The sequence below is a fragment of the Streptomyces sp. NBC_00370 genome, from assembly GCF_036084755.1.
Lineage (GTDB): Bacteria > Actinomycetota > Actinomycetes > Streptomycetales > Streptomycetaceae > Streptomyces.
Genome location: NZ_CP107968.1, coordinates 5,081,497 through 5,099,932, shown reverse-complemented (window position 1 = coordinate 5,099,932; position 18,436 = coordinate 5,081,497). Strand labels below are relative to the sequence as shown.

General features: G+C 70.5%; 19 protein-coding genes and 3 tRNA genes. 8 read left to right on the top strand and 14 right to left on the bottom strand.

Annotated features, from left to right (window positions below; genetic code table 11):
- Positions 1-84 precede the first annotated feature (84 nt).
- Together OHS57_RS22890 and OHS57_RS22885 are read left to right on the top strand one after the other, a co-directional pair.
- On the top strand, positions 85-1,311 hold the full coding sequence (locus OHS57_RS22890; RefSeq protein ID WP_328583190.1) for a pyridoxal phosphate-dependent aminotransferase: 1,227 nt from the start codon (positions 85-87) through the stop codon (positions 1,309-1,311).
- Positions 1,312-1,440: 129 nt separating this feature from the next.
- Positions 1,441-2,469, top strand: coding sequence for an adenosine deaminase (locus OHS57_RS22885; RefSeq protein WP_328583189.1), 1,029 nt, complete (start codon positions 1,441-1,443; stop codon positions 2,467-2,469).
- A 53-nt stretch (positions 2,470-2,522) separates the two neighbouring features.
- Here OHS57_RS22885 and OHS57_RS22880 read toward each other — a convergent pair whose 3' ends face one another.
- The 8 genes from OHS57_RS22880 to OHS57_RS22845 form a co-directional block, all read right to left on the bottom strand.
- A complete protein-coding gene (locus OHS57_RS22880; RefSeq protein ID WP_443043090.1) occupies positions 2,523-3,689 on the bottom strand; it encodes a UDP-N-acetylmuramate dehydrogenase in 1,167 nt (388 codons plus the stop codon).
- The gene (locus OHS57_RS22875; RefSeq protein WP_041985813.1) at positions 3,689-5,152 is read right to left on the bottom strand and encodes a DHA2 family efflux MFS transporter permease subunit; all 1,464 of its coding nucleotides are present in this window, start codon (positions 5,150-5,152) and stop codon (positions 3,689-3,691) included. Before OHS57_RS22875 ends, OHS57_RS22880 begins: the two co-directional genes overlap by 1 nt.
- A 100-nt stretch (positions 5,153-5,252) precedes the next feature.
- Positions 5,253-5,822 (bottom strand): TetR/AcrR family transcriptional regulator, encoded by a 570-nt coding sequence (locus OHS57_RS22870; RefSeq protein WP_198533226.1) that lies wholly within the window; start codon positions 5,820-5,822, stop codon positions 5,253-5,255.
- Positions 5,823-6,008: 186 nt separating this feature from the next.
- A complete protein-coding gene (locus OHS57_RS22865; protein WP_041985816.1) occupies positions 6,009-6,437 on the bottom strand; it encodes a MaoC family dehydratase in 429 nt (142 codons plus the stop codon).
- A gap of 5 nt (positions 6,438-6,442) precedes the next feature.
- Complete coding sequence (locus OHS57_RS22860; RefSeq protein ID WP_041985820.1) at positions 6,443-6,895, bottom strand: MaoC family dehydratase N-terminal domain-containing protein; 453 nt, start codon at positions 6,893-6,895, stop codon at positions 6,443-6,445.
- Between the two features lie 87 nt (positions 6,896-6,982).
- A complete protein-coding gene (gene rpmG, locus OHS57_RS22855; protein WP_003956487.1) occupies positions 6,983-7,147 on the bottom strand; it encodes a 50S ribosomal protein L33 in 165 nt (54 codons plus the stop codon).
- A gap of 120 nt (positions 7,148-7,267) precedes the next feature.
- A tRNA-Met gene (locus tag OHS57_RS22850) sits at positions 7,268-7,340 on the bottom strand.
- A gap of 47 nt (positions 7,341-7,387) precedes the next feature.
- Positions 7,388-7,460: transfer RNA gene (locus OHS57_RS22845), tRNA-Thr, on the bottom strand.
- 242 nt (positions 7,461-7,702) lie between these two features.
- Here OHS57_RS22845 and OHS57_RS22840 point away from each other — a divergent pair.
- From OHS57_RS22840 to OHS57_RS22830, 3 genes are all read left to right on the top strand, one after another.
- Positions 7,703-8,935 (top strand): amidohydrolase family protein, encoded by a 1,233-nt coding sequence (locus OHS57_RS22840; protein WP_328583188.1) that lies wholly within the window; start codon positions 7,703-7,705, stop codon positions 8,933-8,935.
- Positions 8,936-9,002: 67 nt separating this feature from the next.
- Complete coding sequence (locus tag OHS57_RS22835; protein ID WP_328583187.1) at positions 9,003-9,662, top strand: NAD(P)H-binding protein; 660 nt, start codon at positions 9,003-9,005, stop codon at positions 9,660-9,662.
- 81 nt (positions 9,663-9,743) lie between these two features.
- Positions 9,744-10,289: a GyrI-like domain-containing protein gene (locus OHS57_RS22830; protein ID WP_328583186.1), complete on the top strand. Its 546-nt coding sequence runs from the start codon at positions 9,744-9,746 to the stop codon at positions 10,287-10,289.
- A gap of 114 nt (positions 10,290-10,403) precedes the next feature.
- Here OHS57_RS22830 and OHS57_RS22825 read toward each other — a convergent pair whose 3' ends face one another.
- Together OHS57_RS22825 and OHS57_RS22820 are read right to left on the bottom strand one after the other, a co-directional pair.
- Positions 10,404-11,402 (bottom strand): glycoside hydrolase family 64 protein, encoded by a 999-nt coding sequence (locus OHS57_RS22825; RefSeq protein WP_041985824.1) that lies wholly within the window; start codon positions 11,400-11,402, stop codon positions 10,404-10,406.
- A 262-nt stretch (positions 11,403-11,664) separates the two neighbouring features.
- Positions 11,665-11,746 (bottom strand) — tRNA-Tyr (locus tag OHS57_RS22820).
- A 219-nt stretch (positions 11,747-11,965) separates the two neighbouring features.
- Between OHS57_RS22820 and OHS57_RS22815 the strand changes: the two genes are divergently transcribed.
- Positions 11,966-12,454, top strand: coding sequence for a YajQ family cyclic di-GMP-binding protein (locus OHS57_RS22815; RefSeq protein ID WP_041985827.1), 489 nt, complete (start codon positions 11,966-11,968; stop codon positions 12,452-12,454).
- 107 nt (positions 12,455-12,561) lie between these two features.
- Positions 12,562-13,284, top strand: a complete 723-nt coding sequence (locus OHS57_RS22810; protein WP_328583185.1) for an alpha-ketoglutarate-dependent dioxygenase AlkB family protein — start codon at positions 12,562-12,564, stop codon at positions 13,282-13,284.
- On the opposite strand, the gene OHS57_RS22805 is transcribed toward OHS57_RS22810, so the two are convergent.
- Positions 13,241-13,513 carry a GlsB/YeaQ/YmgE family stress response membrane protein gene (locus OHS57_RS22805; RefSeq protein ID WP_041985836.1) on the bottom strand — a complete coding sequence of 91 codons (273 nt, stop codon included), beginning with the start codon at positions 13,511-13,513 and terminating at the stop codon, positions 13,241-13,243. The genes OHS57_RS22810 and OHS57_RS22805 overlap by 44 nt on opposite strands.
- 200 nt (positions 13,514-13,713) lie before the next feature.
- On the opposite strand from OHS57_RS22805, the gene OHS57_RS22800 reads away from it, so the two are divergent.
- Positions 13,714-14,133, top strand: a complete 420-nt coding sequence (locus OHS57_RS22800) for a YccF domain-containing protein (protein ID WP_041985839.1) — start codon at positions 13,714-13,716, stop codon at positions 14,131-14,133.
- A 22-nt stretch (positions 14,134-14,155) separates the two neighbouring features.
- On the opposite strand, the gene htpX is transcribed toward OHS57_RS22800, so the two are convergent.
- From htpX to OHS57_RS22785, 3 genes are all read right to left on the bottom strand, one after another.
- A complete protein-coding gene (gene htpX / locus OHS57_RS22795; RefSeq protein ID WP_328583184.1) occupies positions 14,156-15,019 on the bottom strand; it encodes a zinc metalloprotease HtpX in 864 nt (287 codons plus the stop codon).
- Positions 15,020-15,180: 161 nt separating this feature from the next.
- Entirely contained in the window at positions 15,181-16,827 is a 1,647-nt protein-coding gene (locus OHS57_RS22790; protein ID WP_328583183.1) for an NADH-quinone oxidoreductase subunit N, read from the bottom strand.
- Positions 16,824-18,431, bottom strand: a complete 1,608-nt coding sequence (locus OHS57_RS22785) for a complex I subunit 4 family protein (protein ID WP_328585139.1) — start codon at positions 18,429-18,431, stop codon at positions 16,824-16,826. Before OHS57_RS22785 ends, OHS57_RS22790 begins: the two co-directional genes overlap by 4 nt.
- Positions 18,432-18,436 lie beyond the last annotated feature (5 nt).

Sequence of the window (18,436 nt, the reverse complement as noted above, 5' to 3'; positions counted from 1 at the left end):
CCCGGTTCGCTGCGCATCGTCTTATGTGTCCATCGTACGAAACCTGTGTACCGGGGACGTTTCAGGTCTGGGAGCATGGGAGACATGAGCGCTGCAATCCCTCCGACCGAGCGCCGGGTCTCCGCGCGCATCGGCGCGATCTCCGAGTCCGCGACCCTCGCCGTGGACGCCAAGGCCAAGGCCCTCAAGGCCGCCGGGCGTCCGGTGATCGGCTTCGGCGCGGGCGAGCCCGACTTCCCGACACCCGACTACATCGTCGAGGCCGCTGTCGAGGCTTGCCGCAATCCCAAGTACCACCGCTACACGCCCGCGGGCGGCCTCCCCGAGCTCAAGGCCGCCATCGCGACGAAGACCCTGCGTGATTCGGGTTACGAGGTCGACGCGTCGCAGATCCTCGTGACCAACGGCGGCAAGCAGGCCATCTACGAGGCGTTCGCCGCGATCCTCGACCCGGGCGACGAGGTCATCGTCCCCGCTCCGTACTGGACGACGTACCCGGAGTCGATCCGGCTGGCCGGCGGGGTCCCGGTCGAGGTCGTCGCCGACGAGACCACCGGCTACCGCGTCTCGCTCGACCAGCTGGAGGCGGCCCGCACGGACCGTACGAAGGTGGTGCTCTTCGTCTCCCCGTCCAACCCGACGGGCGCGGTCTACAGCGAGGCCGACACCGAGGCCATCGGCAGGTGGGCCGTCGAGCACGGCCTGTGGGTACTGACGGACGAGATCTACGAGCACCTCGTCTACGGCGACGCGACGTTCACCTCGCTGCCCGCGATCGTGCCCGAGCTGCGCGACAAGTGCGTCGTCGTCAACGGCGTCGCGAAGACGTACGCGATGACGGGCTGGCGGGTGGGCTGGTTCATCGGCCCCAAGGACGTCGTGAAGGCGGCGGCCAACCTCCAGTCGCACGCGACGTCCAACGTGGCCAACGTCTCGCAGGCCGCCGCGCTGGCCGCCGTCTCCGGCGACCTGTCGGCCGTCGCCGAGATGCGCTCCGCCTTCGACCGGCGCCGGGGCATCGTCGTGCGGATGCTGAACGAGATCGACGGCGTCGTCTGCCCCGAGCCCGAGGGCGCGTTCTACGCGTACCCGTCGGTGAAGGCCCTGCTGGGCAAGGACATCCGCGGCAAGCGCCCGCAGTCGTCGGTCGAGCTGGCCGCGCTGATCCTGGACGAGGCCGAGGTCGCCGTCGTACCGGGCGAGGCCTTCGGCACCCCCGGCTACCTGCGCCTTTCGTACGCGCTCGGCGACGAGGACCTGGTCGAGGGCGTCGCACGGATGCAGAAGCTGCTGGCCGAGGCCAAGGACTGAGCACCCACTCCGCGCGCGTACGGTGAATCGGGCCCCCGGCGACCGCCGGGGGCCCGATTCTTCGTTCGGCCGGAACCCGATGGGGGAAAGTGGGTGCCGGGAGACGTTTTCTTACGGCAGGATCTTGGAATGGAGAGCACCACCCGCCCGCGCGACCTGAGCCTGTTGCCCAAGGCCCATCTGCATCTGCACTTCACCGGGTCCATGCGGCCCACGACCCTGCTCGAACTGGCCGACAAGTACGGCGTACATCTGCCCGAGGCGCTGACCGGGGGCGAGCCGCCGAGGCTGCGCGCCACCGATGAGCGGGGCTGGTTCCGCTTCCAGCGGCTCTACGACATCGCCCGGTCCTGTCTGCGGTCGCCCGAGGACATCCGGCGGCTGGTCCGCGAGGCCGCCGAGGAGGACGTGCGCGACGGCTCCGGCTGGCTGGAGATCCAGGTCGACCCCACGTCGTACGCCCCGCATCTCGGCGGTCTGATCCCGGCCATGGAGATCATCCTGGACGCCGTGGACAGCGCGTCCCGAGAGACCGGCCTCGGCATGCGCGTCCTGGTCGCAGCGAACCGGATGAAGCACCCGCTGGAAGCCAGGACACTGGCCAGGCTCGCCGTGCGCTACGCGGACCGCGGCGTGGTCGGCTTCGGACTGTCCAACGACGAACGGCGCGGTATGGCCAGGGACTTCGACCGGGCCTTCGCCATCGCCAGGGACGGCGGGCTGCTGGCGGCGCCGCACGGCGGTGAACTGACCGGGCCCGCCTCCGTACGGGACTGCCTGGACGATCTGCGCGCCGCCCGGATCGGCCACGGCGTGCGGGCGGCCGAGGATCCGCGGCTGCTGCGCAGGCTGGCCGAGCGCGGGGTGACCTGCGAGGTCTGCCCCGCGTCGAACGTGGCGCTCGGGGTGTACGAGAAGCCGGAGGACGTACCGCTGCGGACGTTGTTCGACGCGGGTGTCCCGATGGCGCTGGGCGCCGACGACCCGCTGCTGTTCGGCTCGCGGCTGGCCGCGCAGTACGAACTGGCCCGGGAGCACAACGGCTTCAGCGACGCCGAACTGGCCGAGCTGGCACGGCAGTCGGTGCGGGCGTCGGCAGCGCCCGAGGGCGTAAGGGAAGCGCTGCTGGCGGGGATCGACGGCTGGCTGGCGAGCTGACCGGCCGCTCCGGGGACCGGCTCGGCCGCTCGTTCAGAGGCTGACGCCGGGTTTCAGAGGCTGACGCCTACCGTCACCGGTTCGTTGACGAGGGTGATCCCGAACGCGTCCCGTACGCCGCCCACCACTTCGCGCGCGAGTGCGAGCAGGTCCTCCGTCGTCGCCGCGCCGCGGTTGGTGAGGGCCAGGGTGTGCTTGGTGGAGATACGGGCCGGGCCCGTGCCGTACCCCTTCGTGAAGCCGGCCTTGTCGATCAGCCAGGCCGCCGACGTCTTCGTGAAGCCCTCGCCCGCGGGGAAGGCGGGCGGCGTGATGTCGCCGCCGAGCCGGACCCTGGCGCGGGCGACGAAGGACTCGAACTCGCCGTCGTCAAGGATCGGGTTGGTGAAGAAGGACCCGGCCGACCAGGTGTCGTGGTCCTCGGGGTCCAGGACCATGCCCTTGCCAGCGCGCAGCTTGAGCACGGTCTCGCGTGCGGTGGCCGCGGGGACCCGCTCGCCCGCCTCGACGCCCAGCGCGCGCGCCGTCTCCGGGTACTTGAGCGGGGCGGAGAGGCCGCCGGCGTCCTCCAGGGCGAAGCGGACGCGCAGCACGACCCAGCGGGTGGGCTGTTCCTTGAAGCGGCTGTGCCGGTAGGCGAATGCGCACTCGGCGTTGGTGAGGGTGGTCACGGCGCCGGTGGTGCGGTCGTAGGCGACGACCTCCGTGATGGTGGCGGACACCTCCTGGCCGTAGGCGCCGACGTTCTGGATCGGGGTGGCACCGGCGGACCCGGGGATGCCGGCGAGACATTCGACGCCGGCGAGGCCCGCTTCGACGGTGCGGGCGACGGCGTCCGTCCAGACTTCGCCGGCCGCCAGTTCCAGGGTGGTGCCGTCGAGCCGGAAGCCGGTGGTGGCGATGCGCAGGGCGGTGCCTTCGAAGCCCTTGTCCCCGATGACCAGGTTCGAGCCGCCGCCGATGATCAGCAGCGGGGTGCCGGCCGCGTCGGCCTCGCGTACGGCCGTGACCACCTCGTCGTCGGTGGTGGCGGTGACGAGCCGGGTCGCGGGGCCGCCGAGGCGGAAGGTGGTCAGGGGGGCGAGGGGGGCGTCGTGTAGTTCCTGCACGGGGACAAGAGTACGGTCCGTGGCCCGCCTCGAAGGCGGACCACGGACCGTGGTGGCGGGTGCTGGTGCCGGGTGCTGGTGTTGGGTGCTGGTGCCGGTCGGTGGCGGGATCAGACCGCTGCGGGCGCACGCTCGTCGGTCGGCTCGTCGCTCGCCTCTTCCGCCGTCGTGGCCTGCTTGCTGCGGTGACCGGGGATGAGGAGGGCGAGCAGAGCGCCGACCGCGACCATGCCGGCGCCGATCCACAGGGCGGGGACGGTGCCGTCGACGAAGCTGTCGGGGGTCTCGTAACCGCCCTGGGCGGCGAAGACCGCACCGAGGACCGCGACACCGAGGGCGCCGCCGACCTCCCGGAGCGCGTTGTTCGTACCGGAGGCGATGCCCTGCTCGGCGGGGCGGACGCTGGACATGACCACGGTGGCGGCGGGGGCGAAGTACAGGCCCATGCCGATACCGCTGATGATCAGGGCGGGCAGCTGCGCGCCGTACGAGACGTCGGGGGCGAGGACGACCGCGAAGAGGCCGAGACCGATGGCCTGCAGGGCGAGTCCCGCGACCACGACGGGCCTGCCGCCGATGCGGTCGGTGATGAGTCCGGCGACCGGGGCGACGATCAGCGGCATCGCGGTCCACGGGAGCATCCGCAGCCCCGCCTCGGTGGGCGAGTAGCCGACGACCGTCTGCAGGAACTGGCTGAGCAGGAAGATCGAGCCGAACATGCCGAGGAACATCAGCAGACTGGCGCCGTTGATGCCGGCGAAGGCGCGGATCTTGAACAGCCGCATGGGCAGCATGGCGTCGGGGCGGCGAATGCCGTGGCGTACGAAGGCGGCGATCAGGACGGCGCCGCCGATCAGGCCGAGCAGCACGGTCGCGCTGGTCCAGCCGTCGGAGTTCGCGTTGACCAGGGCGTAGACGATGCCGAAGAGGCCGGCGCTGATGAGGATCGTGCCGGGGACGTCGAGGCGGGCGTTGGGGGCGTGGGACTCTTCGAGGCGCAGCCGGGCGAGCGGGATCAGCGCGAGGCCGATCGGCACGTTCAGCCAGAAGATCCACTCCCAGCTGAGGTGCTGGGTGAGGCTGCCGCCGACGAGCGGACCGCTGGCGACGGCGAGTCCGGTGATGGCGCCGTAGATACCGAGGAACGCGCCCCGCTTGGCGGCGGGTACCGCGGCGATGAGCAGGGTGAGGGTGAGCGGCATCATGATCGCCGCGCCGACCCCTTGGACGGCCCGTGCCGCGATGAGTGTGTTGATGCCGGGGGCGAGCGCCGCCGCCGCCGAAGCGCCGGTGAAGACGGAGAGCCCGACGATGAACAGCTTGCGGCGGCCGAACCGGTCGCCGAGGGCCGCGCCGAACATGAGGAGGACGGCGAAGGTGAGCGTGTAGGCGTTCACCGTCCACTCCAGGTCCTCCAGCTTGCCGCCGAGGTTCTCGCGGATGGAGGGCAGTGCGGTGGTGACGACGAGGTTGTCCAGGGCCGCCATGAAGCTGGCGGCGCCGGTGATGACGAGGGCCCAGGTGGCTCGGGAGCCGCGGGCCTTCGGCTGCTGGAGTTCTGCTTGCTGGTTCATGACTCTCCCCCGTCGGCGGCCCGGATGCCGCCGACTTTGTTAGTTATCGATGACTAACTTTGCTGGACATGAAGCGACCCGCGGGGTGCCGCGGGGTTGTTCAGTTCGCCGGATCGCCGACGGGGTGCGACGACTCGTAGATCTCCGACCAGACGCGATGCCCGGCCGGAAACCCCAGTGAGACCAGGGTGTTGATGAGCATGCCGAACGCGAGGAACACGGTGGTCTCGGTCTCGTCGGCACCGAGCGCCAGGTGGACCGTGTCCCACAGCCGCTCCCAGCCGGCCCGTACCGAGTCGCCGAACTCGTGGTCACCCTCGGCCTCGGCGGCGGCGACCGCCGCGTACATCTGCATCTGCATCAGCAGCTTCTCGGGGTCCTCGGCGATGGTTCGCTGGTAGGCGATGCCCATGGCATGGACGGCGTCTTCGCCCTCCAGCCCTTCGGACGCCTCCCTGAAGAGCCGGCTGGTGTCGTCCAGGCAGCGCTGCGAGGCGGCGAGGAACATCGCCTGCTTGTTCGGGAAGAGACGGAAGAGATACGGCTGCGAGACACCGACACGGCGGGCGATGGCCTCCGTCGAGGTGCCGTTGTAGCCGCTGCGGGAGAACTCGGTGACCGCCGCGCGGATGACGCTCTCGCGTCGCTCTTCTGCGCTCATCCTGACCATGCGAAAAGGTTATTGGCCACTCACTTACTTTGTCAACCGCAGTTCTGCGGCCTATGCGTAAGGGGTGTCCGCCATTGCGGACACCCCTTACATACGTGCAGCTCAGCGCAGACCCGGCCCGGCTCAGCGCGGGCCCGGGTCGGCTCAGCGCAGGCCCGGGTCGGCTCAGCGCAGGCCCGGGTCGGCTCAGGCCAGCGCGACGACGGCGCGGGACATCCCCAGCACCTTCTGTCCCGCGCTCATGGCCGTCAGATCCACCCGGACCCGGTTGTCGTCCAGCTTGGCCGCGACCTTGGCGCTGACCTCGACCAGCGCGCCCTTGTCGTCGTTGGGCACCACCACCGGCTTGGTGAAGCGCACCCCGTACTCGACGACGGCCGCCGGGTCCCCCACCCAGTCGGTGACCACACGGACCGCGGCCGCCATGGTGAACATGCCGTGCGCGATCACGTCCGGCAGGCCGACCTCCTTGGCGAACTTCTCGTTCCAGTGGATCGGGTTGAAGTCCCCCGACGCCCCCGCGTACCGCACGAGCGTCGCCCGCGAGACGGGGAAGCTCTGCGCCGGCAGCTCCGTACCGACCTCGACCTCGTCGTAACCGATCTTCGCCGTCACCGGTCTCACGCCCCCTCGGCGGCGCGCGCCACCAGCTTGGTCCAGGCGGTCACGACATGCTCGCCGGACTCGTCGTGCACCTCGCCGCGTACGTCGATGATGTCGTTGCCCGCGAGCGACTTGATCGCGTCGATGGTCGACGTGACGGTCAGCCGGTCGCCGGCCCGTACCGGGCGCGAGTACGCGAACTTCTGGTCGCCGTGCACCACCCGGCTGAAATCCAGACCCAGTTGCGGATCGGCGATAACATCGCCCGCCGCCTTGAAGGTGATCGCGAACGGGAACGTGGGCGGGGCGATCACATCGCTGTGCCCCAGCGCCTTCGCCGCGTCCTGGTCGGTGTACGCCGGATTGGGGTCGCCCACCGCCTCGGCGAACTCGCGGATCTTCTCCCGGCCGACCTCGTAGGGCTCGGTGGGCGGGTAGCTCCGCCCCACGAAGGACTGATCGAGCGCCATGGACTCGCTCCCTCCTGATGAGTGTGTGCCCACATCAAACGACACGAGGCCGCCCCCAGAGGGGACGGCCTCGCATACGAGCCTGATTCAGCGCGTTTCGCGGTGCGCTGTGTGCGAGTTGCAGCGCGGGCAGTGCTTCTTCATCTCAAGACGGTCCGGGTTGTTACGCCGGTTCTTCTTGGTGATGTAGTTCCGCTCCTTGCACTCCACGCAGGCCAGCGTGATCTTCGGGCGGACGTCGGTGGCAGCCACGTGAGTGCTCCTTGGACGGAATGGACGGGATGAACGAAAAAACGGACAAACACTTCAAACAGATGAACGCAAAGAAGAGTAGCCGATTGAAGGACCGACCCCGCAATCGGCTACTGTGTGTAGCGGTGACCGGACTTGAACCGGTGACACAGCGATTATGAGCCGCTTGCTCTACCGACTGAGCTACACCGCTTCGATGTTGGATCTCCTCGCCCGGAGGCGAGGATCACCGAACACCGGAGCCCCAATACGGAATCGAACCGTAGACCTTCTCCTTACCATGGAGACGCTCTACCGACTGAGCTATTGGGGCGAGCGATGAAGACATTACACGGTCCCTCGCCGATCGCCCAAATCCGTTTCCGTGCCCCTTGCACGCCTCTCACCCCACCTGTCCCCAGGTGTCTCGTAGGCCACAGGTGGGCTCGCCGGTACGACTATTGCGCCCCTCCCAGAAGGCTGCCAGCAGCCCGCTTAGGCTCGACTCACGCTGCGTGATCTTGCCCACCGCAGGCCCGACCCAGCGCCCCGAGAGCCGAGCCGACCAGGAGCGCGATGCCCGACAGCCAGCAGCAGCCGTCCGACGGCGCCACGGCCGACACCACGGCGCTCGTCCTGTGCGGCGCCCGGCTCGCCGACGGCCGCACCGTCGACGTACGGCTCAGCGCCGGCCGGATCGAGGCCGTCGGCACGGCGGGCAGCCTGATCGCGCGCGGCGCCCGGGTCGACCTCGACGGCTATCTGCTGCTCCCGGCCCCCGCGGAGCCGCACGCCCACAGCGACACGGCGCTGACCGCCGAGGGGCCCGTCCCCTACTCCCCCGACGACGTGCAGCGCCGTGCGACCGAGGCGGCGCTGCTCCAGCTCAGCCATGGCGCGACGGCGCTGCGCTCGCACGTACGGATCGGCGGCGCCCAGGAGTTGGGCCGCCTTGAGGCGGTGCTCCAGGCGCGGCGCTCGCTGCGCGGGCTCTGCGACCTGACGGTCGTACCCGTGCCGAGGCTGCTGACGGGGGTCGCGGGCGCCGACGGCCTCGCGATGCTGCGGGACGCGGTGAAGATGGGCGCGGGGGCGGTCGGCGGCTGCCCCGATCTCGACCCCGACCCGTCCGGATACGCGGAGGCGGTGCTTGAGGTGGCAGTCGAGCACGGCTGCCCGGTCGATCTGCATACGGACGGTGACGATCCGGCGCGGCTGGCCCGGCTCGCCGCGATGGTGGCCGGGCTGCGGCCCGGGGTGACCCTCGGCCCGTGCGGCGGGCTGTCCCGGCTGCCCGCCGACGCCGCGGCGCGGGCGGCGGACCAGCTCGCGGCTGCCGGGGTGTCGGTGGTCTGTCTGCCGCAGGGCGGCTGCGGCGGCGTCGAGCAGCGGGGTGTCGCGCCCGTACGGCTGCTGCTGAGCGCCGGGGTGCGGCTGGCGGCGGGCAGCGGGGCGCTGCGGGACGTGTCGAACCCGGTGGGGCGCGGGGACCCGCTGGAGGCGGGCTATCTGCTGGCGGCGCAGAGCGGGCTGCGGCCCGCCGACGCGTACGGCGCGGTGAGCACGGCGGCGCGGGCGGCGATGGGGCTCGGTGAGGTGCGGGTGGAGGCGGGGTTCCCCGCCGAGCTGCTGGCGGTGCGCGGCGAGCGGATCGCGGGCGTGCTGTCGCAGGCGTACAGCAGGAGCGTCATCCACCGGGGGCGGGTGGTGGCGCGGACCAGTGCCGTACGGGAGTACTGCGACTCGGCGACGGCGGTGGTGACGGAACTGCCGCGGCAGGGACGGTCGGGGGCGGACCCGGGGGCGTGAGCGGTGCCGGTGTCCCGGTGGCCGCGTCCGGGCGCGCGGTGGGCGTCCCCGACGTACCGTCGTGAGCATGCGAATTGTGATCGCCGGAGGACATGGTCAGATCGCGCTACGGCTGGAGCGGGTGCTCGCCAGGCGCGGACACGAGGTGGCGGGCATCATCCGCAACCCCGAACAGGCGGACGAGCTGCGGGCGGCGGGCGCCGAACCGGTCGTCCTCGACCTGGAGTCGGCCTCGGTCGAGGAGACCGCCGAGGCGCTGCGGGGCGCGGACGCCGCGGTGTTCGCCGCGGGCGCGGGCCCGGGCAGCACGACGGAGCGCAAGGACACGGTGGACCGGGCGGCGGCGGTGCTCTTCGCGGACGCGGCCGAGCGGGCCGGTGTGCTGCGCTACGTCATCGTCTCGTCGATGGGCGCCGACGCGAACCACGAGGGCGACGGCGTCTTCGACGCGTATCTGCGGGCCAAGGGCGCGGCTGACGACGACGTACGGGCCAGGGAGGGTCTCGACTGGACGGTGCTGCGGCCGGGCGCCCTGACGAACGACGACGCCATGGCCGGGGTGCGGCTGGCGAAGTCGACGGGCCGGGGCGAGGTGACGCGCGAGGACGTGGCGGAGGTCATCGCCGAGCTGCTGGCGACCCCGGGGACGGGGAAGCTGACGCTGGAGCTGATCGGCGGCACGACGCCGGTGGCGGACGCGGTGAAGGAAGTCGCCGAGGACCGATGAGTTCCGGTACCCCGGGCGGTCGTCCCTGTCGTCGGCATCGACCGTGAGTATCTGAGTACCAACGACGACAGGGACGAAGGCATGAGCGAGGTCATGGGTGACGAGATGAGCGGAACCCGGCCGCCGGTGGTCGTCCGGCGCCAGGAGCAGCCGTACGTGGCCATCGGCAGGTCCGTCCGGATGGGCGGCCTCGCGGAGGTCGCGCACCAGCTGCCGAAGGTCATCGGCTGGCTGCGCGACCAGGGCCTGGAACCGGCGGGGCCGGTGTTCTTCCGCTACCGGACCGTCGACATGGCGGCGGAGCTGGAGGTGGAGGCCGGCGTGCCGGTCGCCGTACTGCCCGAGCCGGACGGCGAGATCACCGCCGGCACCCTGCCCGCCGGCCACTACGCGACGCTGACCCACATCGGGTCGCCCGACGGGCTGGTGGGGGCGACCGGGCGGCTGCTGGACTGGGCAGCGGGCGAGGGCCTGGAGTGGGACATGACGGAGGAGGCCGGCGCGCAGCGCTGGGGCTGCCGGATGGAGTCGTACCTGACGGACCCGGCGGACGAGCCGGACACGGCCAAGTGGGAGACGGAGCTGGCGTTCCGGCTGGCGGACCTCGACCGGATCGGCGTCAACTGACGTACGGCGGCGCCGCCGCGCGGCGCTGTGTGCGAACGAACGGGCCCCCGATCCGCGTCCCGGCGGATCGGGGGCCCTGTCATGCGGGTGGTCGTCCCTCAGGTGCGGTTGCGACTACCAGCCGACGGCGACTTCGAGCCACTGCGGGTCGCCGTGCGAGACGAAGGACGACTGGCCGGCGTAGTCGTCGTACGGGAAGCCGTACGCGAGGTTGTTGATGGAGTGGTCGTGCCAGAACTTGGCGTAGTAGTTCGCCGGGGCGTCCTGGTAGTACAGCCCGGGCGTCGACCAGTCCGACTGGGGCAGCTGCGCGACATGGCGGTTGAGCGCCGAGCACATACCGGGGTCGTTGGCGAGCACGCCGGCGCAGCCGGTGATGTCGGAGGTCGGCGCGTTCACGCCGACCGACTGGGCGTAGCTGGTGAAGTAGTCGGCGTACTGGCCGCCGGCCCGGAAGTCGGGGGCGCTGCCGGGCGCGGGGATGCGGTACGGCGCCTCGACATCGGCAAGCCCCTTGAACTCGGTGGGCACCTCGTCCTTGAACTGCTGGAAGGTGGCTTCCCTCGACTGCTGGAAGGTCTGGTAGTCCTCGCCGACCTGGACGTCGTACCCGTCGCTGGCGTGCAGCCGCATGGCGAGCTTGAGCGCGAACGCGTCGACGCGGGTGGTGTTGCCGTTGAACACGTCGTCGCCGACGGTGAATTCGATGAAGTCGGAGTACTTGCTGTCGGGCGCGCCGAGGAAGAAGTACATCCGGCCGGCCGAGTTGGCCGGCATGTCGATGTAGGGCTGCTCGGCGATGGAGTGCACCTGGCCGTTGAAGCTCCAGTACACCTGGTCGTCCGGGTACTGGCCGTTGGTCTTGTTGAGGACCTTGACGGTGAGGACGTTCTGGGCCGGCGGGATGGTGCTGGTGTCGCCCCAGAACGAGTCCGGCGGCGGGTCACCCGCGGCCACACTCGCCTCGGCGGACCCGCCGGCGGACGCGCTGACCGCGTGCGCGGACGGGGCTGAGGTGGCGAAGGCGCACATCGCGAGGAGCGCCATGGCGATGGCGGCGATCAGATAGGTGGAGCGTCGGCGTGAATACGCGGACGTTGCTGTGGGGGGCATGTGTCCTCCCTGGCACGGATGGACGGCTGCGGACACTACGGGCCGCCGGCCAGGTGGCGACCACGTCCGACCTCGGGGAAGCACGTCACGCCCAGCCGGTGTGTGGGGACCGGACCCGGAACGTGAGAGCGCTCTCTTCGAGACTCACGCGTGTTACATGTCCTTGTCAATACACGCGCGCCGACCGATCCCCCGCAGGGGCACAACACGACGACGGCCCCCGCTCCGCGTCTCCGCGAACCGGGGGCCGTCGTTTTCCGTGTGGCGGCGCCAGGATTCGAACCTGGGAAGGCTAAGCCGGCGGATTTACAGTCCGCTCCCATTGGCCACTCGGGCACACCGCCATGGGATTTGCTGCCGGTTGGAGCGGCCCGCGTGGGCGGTGCTCCGTGGCAACGACGTAAACGATACCCGATGCCCGGGGGTGCTCCGCCACCCGATTGATCAGCGGTCGCAGGCCGCTCGGTTGACTAGGCTTGACGGCGGCGGCCGGCGGCGGCCGGCTCGTCGTTGGAGCACAGGACGATCACCCCACAAGCACCCGATACAAGGAGCCACAGGACATGGCCGACTCCAGTTTCGACATCGTCTCGAAGGTCGAGCGGCAGGAGGTCGACAACGCCCTCAACCAGGCCGCGAAGGAAATCCAGCAGCGCTACGACTTCAAGAACGTCGGAGCCTCGATCGGCTGGTCCGGCGACAAGATCCTGATGGAGGCGAACGGCGAGGAGCGGGTCAAGGCGATCCTCGACGTCTTCCAGTCCAAGCTGATCAAGCGCGGGATCTCGCTGAAGTCGCTCGACGTCGGTGAACCGCAGCTGTCCGGCAAGGAGTACAAGATCTTCGCCTCGATCGAGGAGGGCATCTCTCAGGACAACGCCAAGAAGGTCGCGAAGATCATCCGCGACGAGGGCCCGAAGGGGATCAAGGCGCAGGTGCAGGGCGACGAGCTGCGGGTCAGCTCGAAGAGCCGGGACGACCTGCAGACCGTGATCTCACTGCTCAAGGGCCAGGACTTCGACTTCGCGCTGCAGTTCGTCAACTACCGCTGACCGGTGCCTGAGCGCGGCACAGCGGGGGCGCAGCGCCGGGAAGTGACTTCTCGGTGGCCCTCGTTGTGCGGCTTCGGGCGGTTGGGCGGGGCTGAGGGGAGCCGGGTGTGAACGGGGAGCTTTTTCCTCGGCCTCGGGCCGTTCCCGCGCCCGGCGCCGTGCATGTGCCCGGGTGGCTGTCCGAGGCGCGGCAGCGGGAGTTGGTGGTGGCCTGCCGGGACTGGGCGCGTGGGCCCGTGCCGATCCGGCACACCGTGCTGCCGGGTGGCGGCGTCATGTCCGTACAGACCGTGTGTCTGGGCTGGCACTGGCAGCCGTACCGGTACACCCGCACGGCGGGGGACGTGAACGGTGCGCGGGTGGCTGAGCTGCCCGGGTGGCTCGTGGAGCTGGGCCGGGCCGCGCTGGCCGACGCGTACGGGGACCCCAAGGGCGAAGGTCCGCCCGCCGGCGCCTCGTACGACTCCGTCTACACGCCCGACACCGCCCTGATCAACTTCTACGAGGGCGGCGCCGCCATGGGGCTGCATCAGGACAAGGACGAGAAGTGCGGGGCGCCCGTGGTGTCGCTGAGCATCGGTGACAGCTGTGTCTTCCGCTTCGGCAACCCGGAGACCCGCGGGCGGCCCTACACGGACGTGGAGCTGGCGTCCGGGGACCTCTTCGTCTTCGGCGGGCCTTCGCGCTTCGCCTACCACGGCGTGCCGAAGGTCTACCCGGGGACGACGGGTCCCGGGACGGGTATGGCCGGCGGGCGGCTGAACATCACCCTGCGCGAGACGGGCCTCAGCGACGCGACGTCGAGTTCCCGAACAGCAGCCGGTAGATGATCAGCAGGACGAGCGCCCCGCCTATCGCGGCGAGCCAGGTCGGGCCGTCGAAGAAGTCCTTGCTGATCGGGTGGTCGAGCCACTTGGCCGAGATCCAGCCACCGACGAAGGCACCCAGGATGCCGACGACGATCGTGCCGAGCAGACCGCCCGGGTCCTTGCCCGGAAGCAGGATCTTGGCGATGGCCCCGGCGAGCAGTCCGAGGATGATCCAGCCGACAATGCCCATGGCATGACCTCATCTTTCGTCGCGTACTGATCGATGCGTCTTCCTGCTGCCCACAGAGACGTAGTTGAGTCATGCATCGGTTGCGTCTTCATCGTGGACCACGCCACTGACAACCGGCCCCGGTATCGCTCGGGCCCTGGTCGGCCTGATACTGGCTGTGAGCGGCGACGACGGATGTCATACACGGAAGGCGCGCGATCATGAAGCTCTTGGAGCTGATCCTCAATGTCCTGTGGCTGATCTTCTGCGGGATCTGGATGGCGATCGGATACGTGATCGCGGCGGTCATCTGCTTCGTGCTGATCGTGACGATCCCGTTCGGCATCGCGTCGCTGCGCATCGCGGGCTACGTGCTGTGGCCGTTCGGCCGCACCACCGTGGAGCGTCCCGACGCGGGCGACGCTTCGTTCATCGGGAACGTGATCTGGGTGGTCTTCGCCGGCTGGTGGCTGGCCCTCGGCCATCTGCTCACCAGCATCCCGCTCTTCATCTCGATCATCGGGATCCCGTTCGGCTGGGCGAACCTGAAGCTGATCCCGATCTCGCTGATGCCGCTGGGCCGCGAGGTCGTCCCGTCGGACGAGCGGTTCGCGGCCACCAGGACGACATCGGGCTGGTAGAAGCAGGTCAGCGCCGGTCCGGTCAGGGCCGGCCGCCCGCCATCTTTTCCAGCCGGGCGATACGTTCCGCCATGGGCGGGTGCGTGGAGAACAGCTTCGAAAAGCCCTGCCCCGGACGGAACGGGTTGGCGATCATCATGTGGCTCGCCGCCTCGATCCTCGGCTCCGGCGGCAGCGGCAGCTGCTTCGTACCCGCGTCGAGCTTGCGCAGGGCGCTGGCGAGCGCCAGCGGGTCGCCGGTGATCTGCGCGCCCGACGCGTCGGCCTCGTACTCGCGGGAGCGGCTGACGGCCAGCTGGATGACCGAGGCGGCGAGCGGGCCGAGGAGCATGACCAGCAGGAAGCCGAAGATGCCGGGGCCCTCGTCGTCGTCCGAGCGGCCGAAGGGGATCAGCCAGGCGAAGTTCACCAGGAACATCACGACCGAGGCGAGCGCTCCGGCGATCGACGAGATCAGGATGTCCCGGTTGTAGACATGGCTCAGCTCATGGCCGAGCACACCGCGCAGTTCGCGCTCGGTGAGGATCTGCAGGATGCCGTCCGTGCAGCAGACCGCCGCGTTCCGCGGGTTACGTCCCGTCGCGAACGCGTTCGGCGCCTGGGTCGGCGAGATGTACAGCCGGGGCATGGGCTGGCGCGCGGCCGTGGAGAGCTCGCGGACGATCCGGTAGAGGTCCGGCGCCTCGAACTCGCTGACGGGGCGGGCGCGCATGGCGCGCAGCGCGATCTTGTCGCTGTTCCAGTACGCGTACGCGTTCGTACCGAGCGCCACGACGACGGCGACGATCAGTCCTGTCCTGCCGAAGAGACCGCCGATGACGACGATCAGCGCGGACAGTCCGACGAGAAGTACGGCTGTTCTCAGCCCGTTGTGCCGGCGGTGCACGGTACGCCCTCCAATCTGCGGCAGGGGAACCCTTGCTCGGTGCTCCTCCACTCTTCAGTGGACCCTTCCGTACTGGTCAACGCCAGGCGGCGGGTACGGGTTCCCCTGCCCCCCGGCGGCCGTCGTACGCCGTACGGGTGGTGGGGAGCGCGGCCCGACTCTCAGAAAAGGCTGGTGTCGGCGAAGCGCAGGACGAGCTGGGGCGCACCGGACAGGGCGACGGCCACGGCCGCCGTCAGGGCGATGGTGGCCGTGACGGCCGCCGGGGCGCGCAGGACCGCCGACTGGAGGACCGCCTGCGGTCCTTCGGCGCCTGCGGCGGCCCCGCCCTCGCCCGGTACGGCCCCGCTCCCGCCCGGTACGGCCCCGCTCTCCTGCTCGGCCGCCGGGCGGAACAGGGTCGCCGTCCACCGGAGGTAGTAGTACAGCGCGACGACGACATTGACCGCCATGACGACGGCGAGCCAGCCGAGGCCCGCGTCGACCGCTGCGGCGAAGACCGTGACCTTGGCGAAGAGACCGATGATGCCCGGGGGCAGGCCGGCCAGGCAGAGCAGGAAGAAGCCCATGGCGACGGCGACGACGGGACGGCGGGCGTACAGGCCCTGGTAGTCGGCGATGCGGTTCAGCGGCTTCGTACGGGCCACCAGGGCCACGACCGCGAACGCGCCGAGGTTCACCACGGCGTACATCAGGGCGTACGCGACGGTGGAGCCGATCCGCCGCTCGCCCGCGTATCCGGCGGCGGCGATCGGGACGAGCAGATACCCGGCCTGGGCCACCGACGACCACGCCAGCAGCCGGACCGCGCTCCACGCGCGCGTGGCCGACTGGCGCAGCGCGGCGACGTTCCCGACGGTCATGGTGAGCGCGGCCAGTACGGCCAGTACGGGGCCCCACTCGTCGGCGTACGAGGGGAAGGCGACGACGGTCACCAGGATGAGCCCGGAGAAGCCGACGGCCTTGCTGACGACCGACAGATAGGCGGCGATGGGCAGCGGCGCGCCGACGTAGGTGTCGGGAACCCAGAAGTGGAAGGGCGCTGCGGCCGTCTTGAAGGCGAAGCCGACGAGGGTGAGGGCGACGCCGGCCTGGGCGAGGGTCTGGAACTGGGCGGGTACGTGGTCCAGTTCGGCGGCGATCCGGGTGAGGTGCAGGGAGCCGGTCGTGACGTAGACGAAGCTGACGCCGAGCAGCATCACGGCCGTCGCGGCGACCGACGAGAGGAAGAACTTGAGCGCCGCCTCGGCCGAGCGCCCGTCGCCGCGCTTGATGCCGACGAGCGCGAAGGCGGGCAGTGAGGCCACTTCGAGGGCGACGACGAGCGTCGCGAGGTCACGCGCGGCGGGCAGCAGCGCGGCGCCCGCGGCCGACGACAGCAGCAGGAACCAGTACTCGCCCAGCGGCGGCTTTCCGGCGAGGTCGGGATCGGCCGGGTCGGTGGAGTCGGTGAGCGAGAGCAGCGCGGTGAGCAGCGCCCCGCCCAGGACGAGCAGCTGGATGACGAGGGCGAAGTGGTCGGCGGTGTAGCTGCAGGTGTGGGCGTCGTCGGCGAGGCAGAAGGTGGAGCGGTCGCCGGCGCGCAGCGGCAGCAGCATGACGAGCGCGGCGACGAGCCCGGCGACGGTGATGCCGCCGAGGAGCCGCTTGCGGTGTTCGGGGACGAACAGGTCGGCGACGAGGACGATCAGCGCGGCCAGCGCGGCGATGGTGGGTGGCGCGACGGCCAGCCAGTCGACGGACTGGACGAGCCCGGCGGCCTGGGTGAGCCCGGCGGCGCTCCCTGCGGTCTCTGCGGCCACGGTCACGACTTGCCTCCTGCGAGGAGCTTCTGCACGGCCGGATCGGTGAGGCCGAGGAGGACCGCGGGCCACAGACCGCCGAGGACGGTGAGGGCGACGAGCGGGGTCCAGGCGGCGAACTCGTAGCCGCGTACGTCGGGGAGGTGCGGCACCTGCGGGGCGCGCTGGGATTGCGCGCCCTGCGCGGTCGCTCCGGGGGCGGCGCCCATGCACACGCGCCGTACGACGACCAGCAGGTACGCGGCGGTGAGCAGGGTGCCGATCCCCGCGACGGCCATGAAGGTGAGGAAGGCGGGGCGGCTGAGCCCGTCTGCGGGGTCGAAGGCGCCGAACATGGTGAGCATCTCGCCCCAGAATCCGGCGAGTCCCGGCAGTCCGAGGGACGCGACGGCGGCGAAGGCGAGGAGGCCGCCGAGCCGGGGGGCCCGGCCGTAGAGGGCCGCGCCGGTGGCGCCGGCGAGCGTGTCGAGGTCGGCGGTGCCGTAGCGGTCCTTGAGCGCACCGACGAGGAAGAACAGCAGGCCGGTGATGAGGCCGTGGGCGATGTTCGCGAAGAGCGCGCCGTTGACCCCGGTGGGGGTCATGGTCGCGATGCCGAGCAGGACGAAGCCCATGTGGCCGACGGAGGAGTACGCGATCAGCCGCTTGAGGTCGCCGCCCGCGCCCTGCCGGGCGAGGGCGAGGCAGGCGAGGGACCCGTAGATGATGCCGGCGACGGCGAGCGCGGCGAGATACGGCGCGAAGGTGTGCATCCCGTGCGGGGCGACGGGCAGGACGATCCGGACGAATCCGTACGTGCCCATCTTGAGCAGGACCCCGGCGAGGAGGACCGAGCCGACGGTCGGGGCGGCGGTGTGGGCGTCCGGGAGCCAGCTGTGCAGCGGCCACATCGGGGTCTTGACCGCGAGCCCGATCCCGATCGCGAGAACGGCGATGACCTGCACGGATGTGCTCAGCCCACGGCCGTTGTCAGTGGCGAGTGCCACCATGTCGAAGGTGCCGGCCTTGATCCCGATCAGGAGCAGGCCGAGCAGCATGACCACGGAACCGAGCAGCGTGTAGAGGATGAATTTCCAGGCAGCGGCCTCCCGGCCGCCCGCCACGCCTTCCGAGCCGCCCCAGCGGGCGATGAGGAAGTACATCGGGACGAGCACCATCTCGAACGCCAGGAAGAACAGGATCAGGTCGAGGACGGCGAAGGTCGCCAGCGTGCCGGATTCGAGGAGGAGCAGCAGGGCGACGAACGCCTTGGGCGAGGGGCCCTGCGGCATTTTGAAGTAGCTGTAGAGCGCGCAGAGGAAGGTCAGCAGCGCGGTCAGGACGAGGAGGGGGAGCGAAATGCCGTCGATGCCGAGATGGATCCGCACGTCCAGTGCCGCGATCCAGCTGATGTCCGTGGTGGCCTGCATCTTCGACGCGTGGCCGTGGCCGCGGTCGAAGCCCAGGGCCAGCACGATCGCGGCGGCGAGGATCACGCCGGTGACGACGACGCCGTGCCGGAGCACGGCCTGGTCGGGGCTCTTGCCGCGCAGCCCGGGGGGTGCGGGGAGCAGGGCGGCGAGTGCGCCGACGAGCGGCCCGGCGACGATCAACGCCAGAAGGGCCTGCATCACGG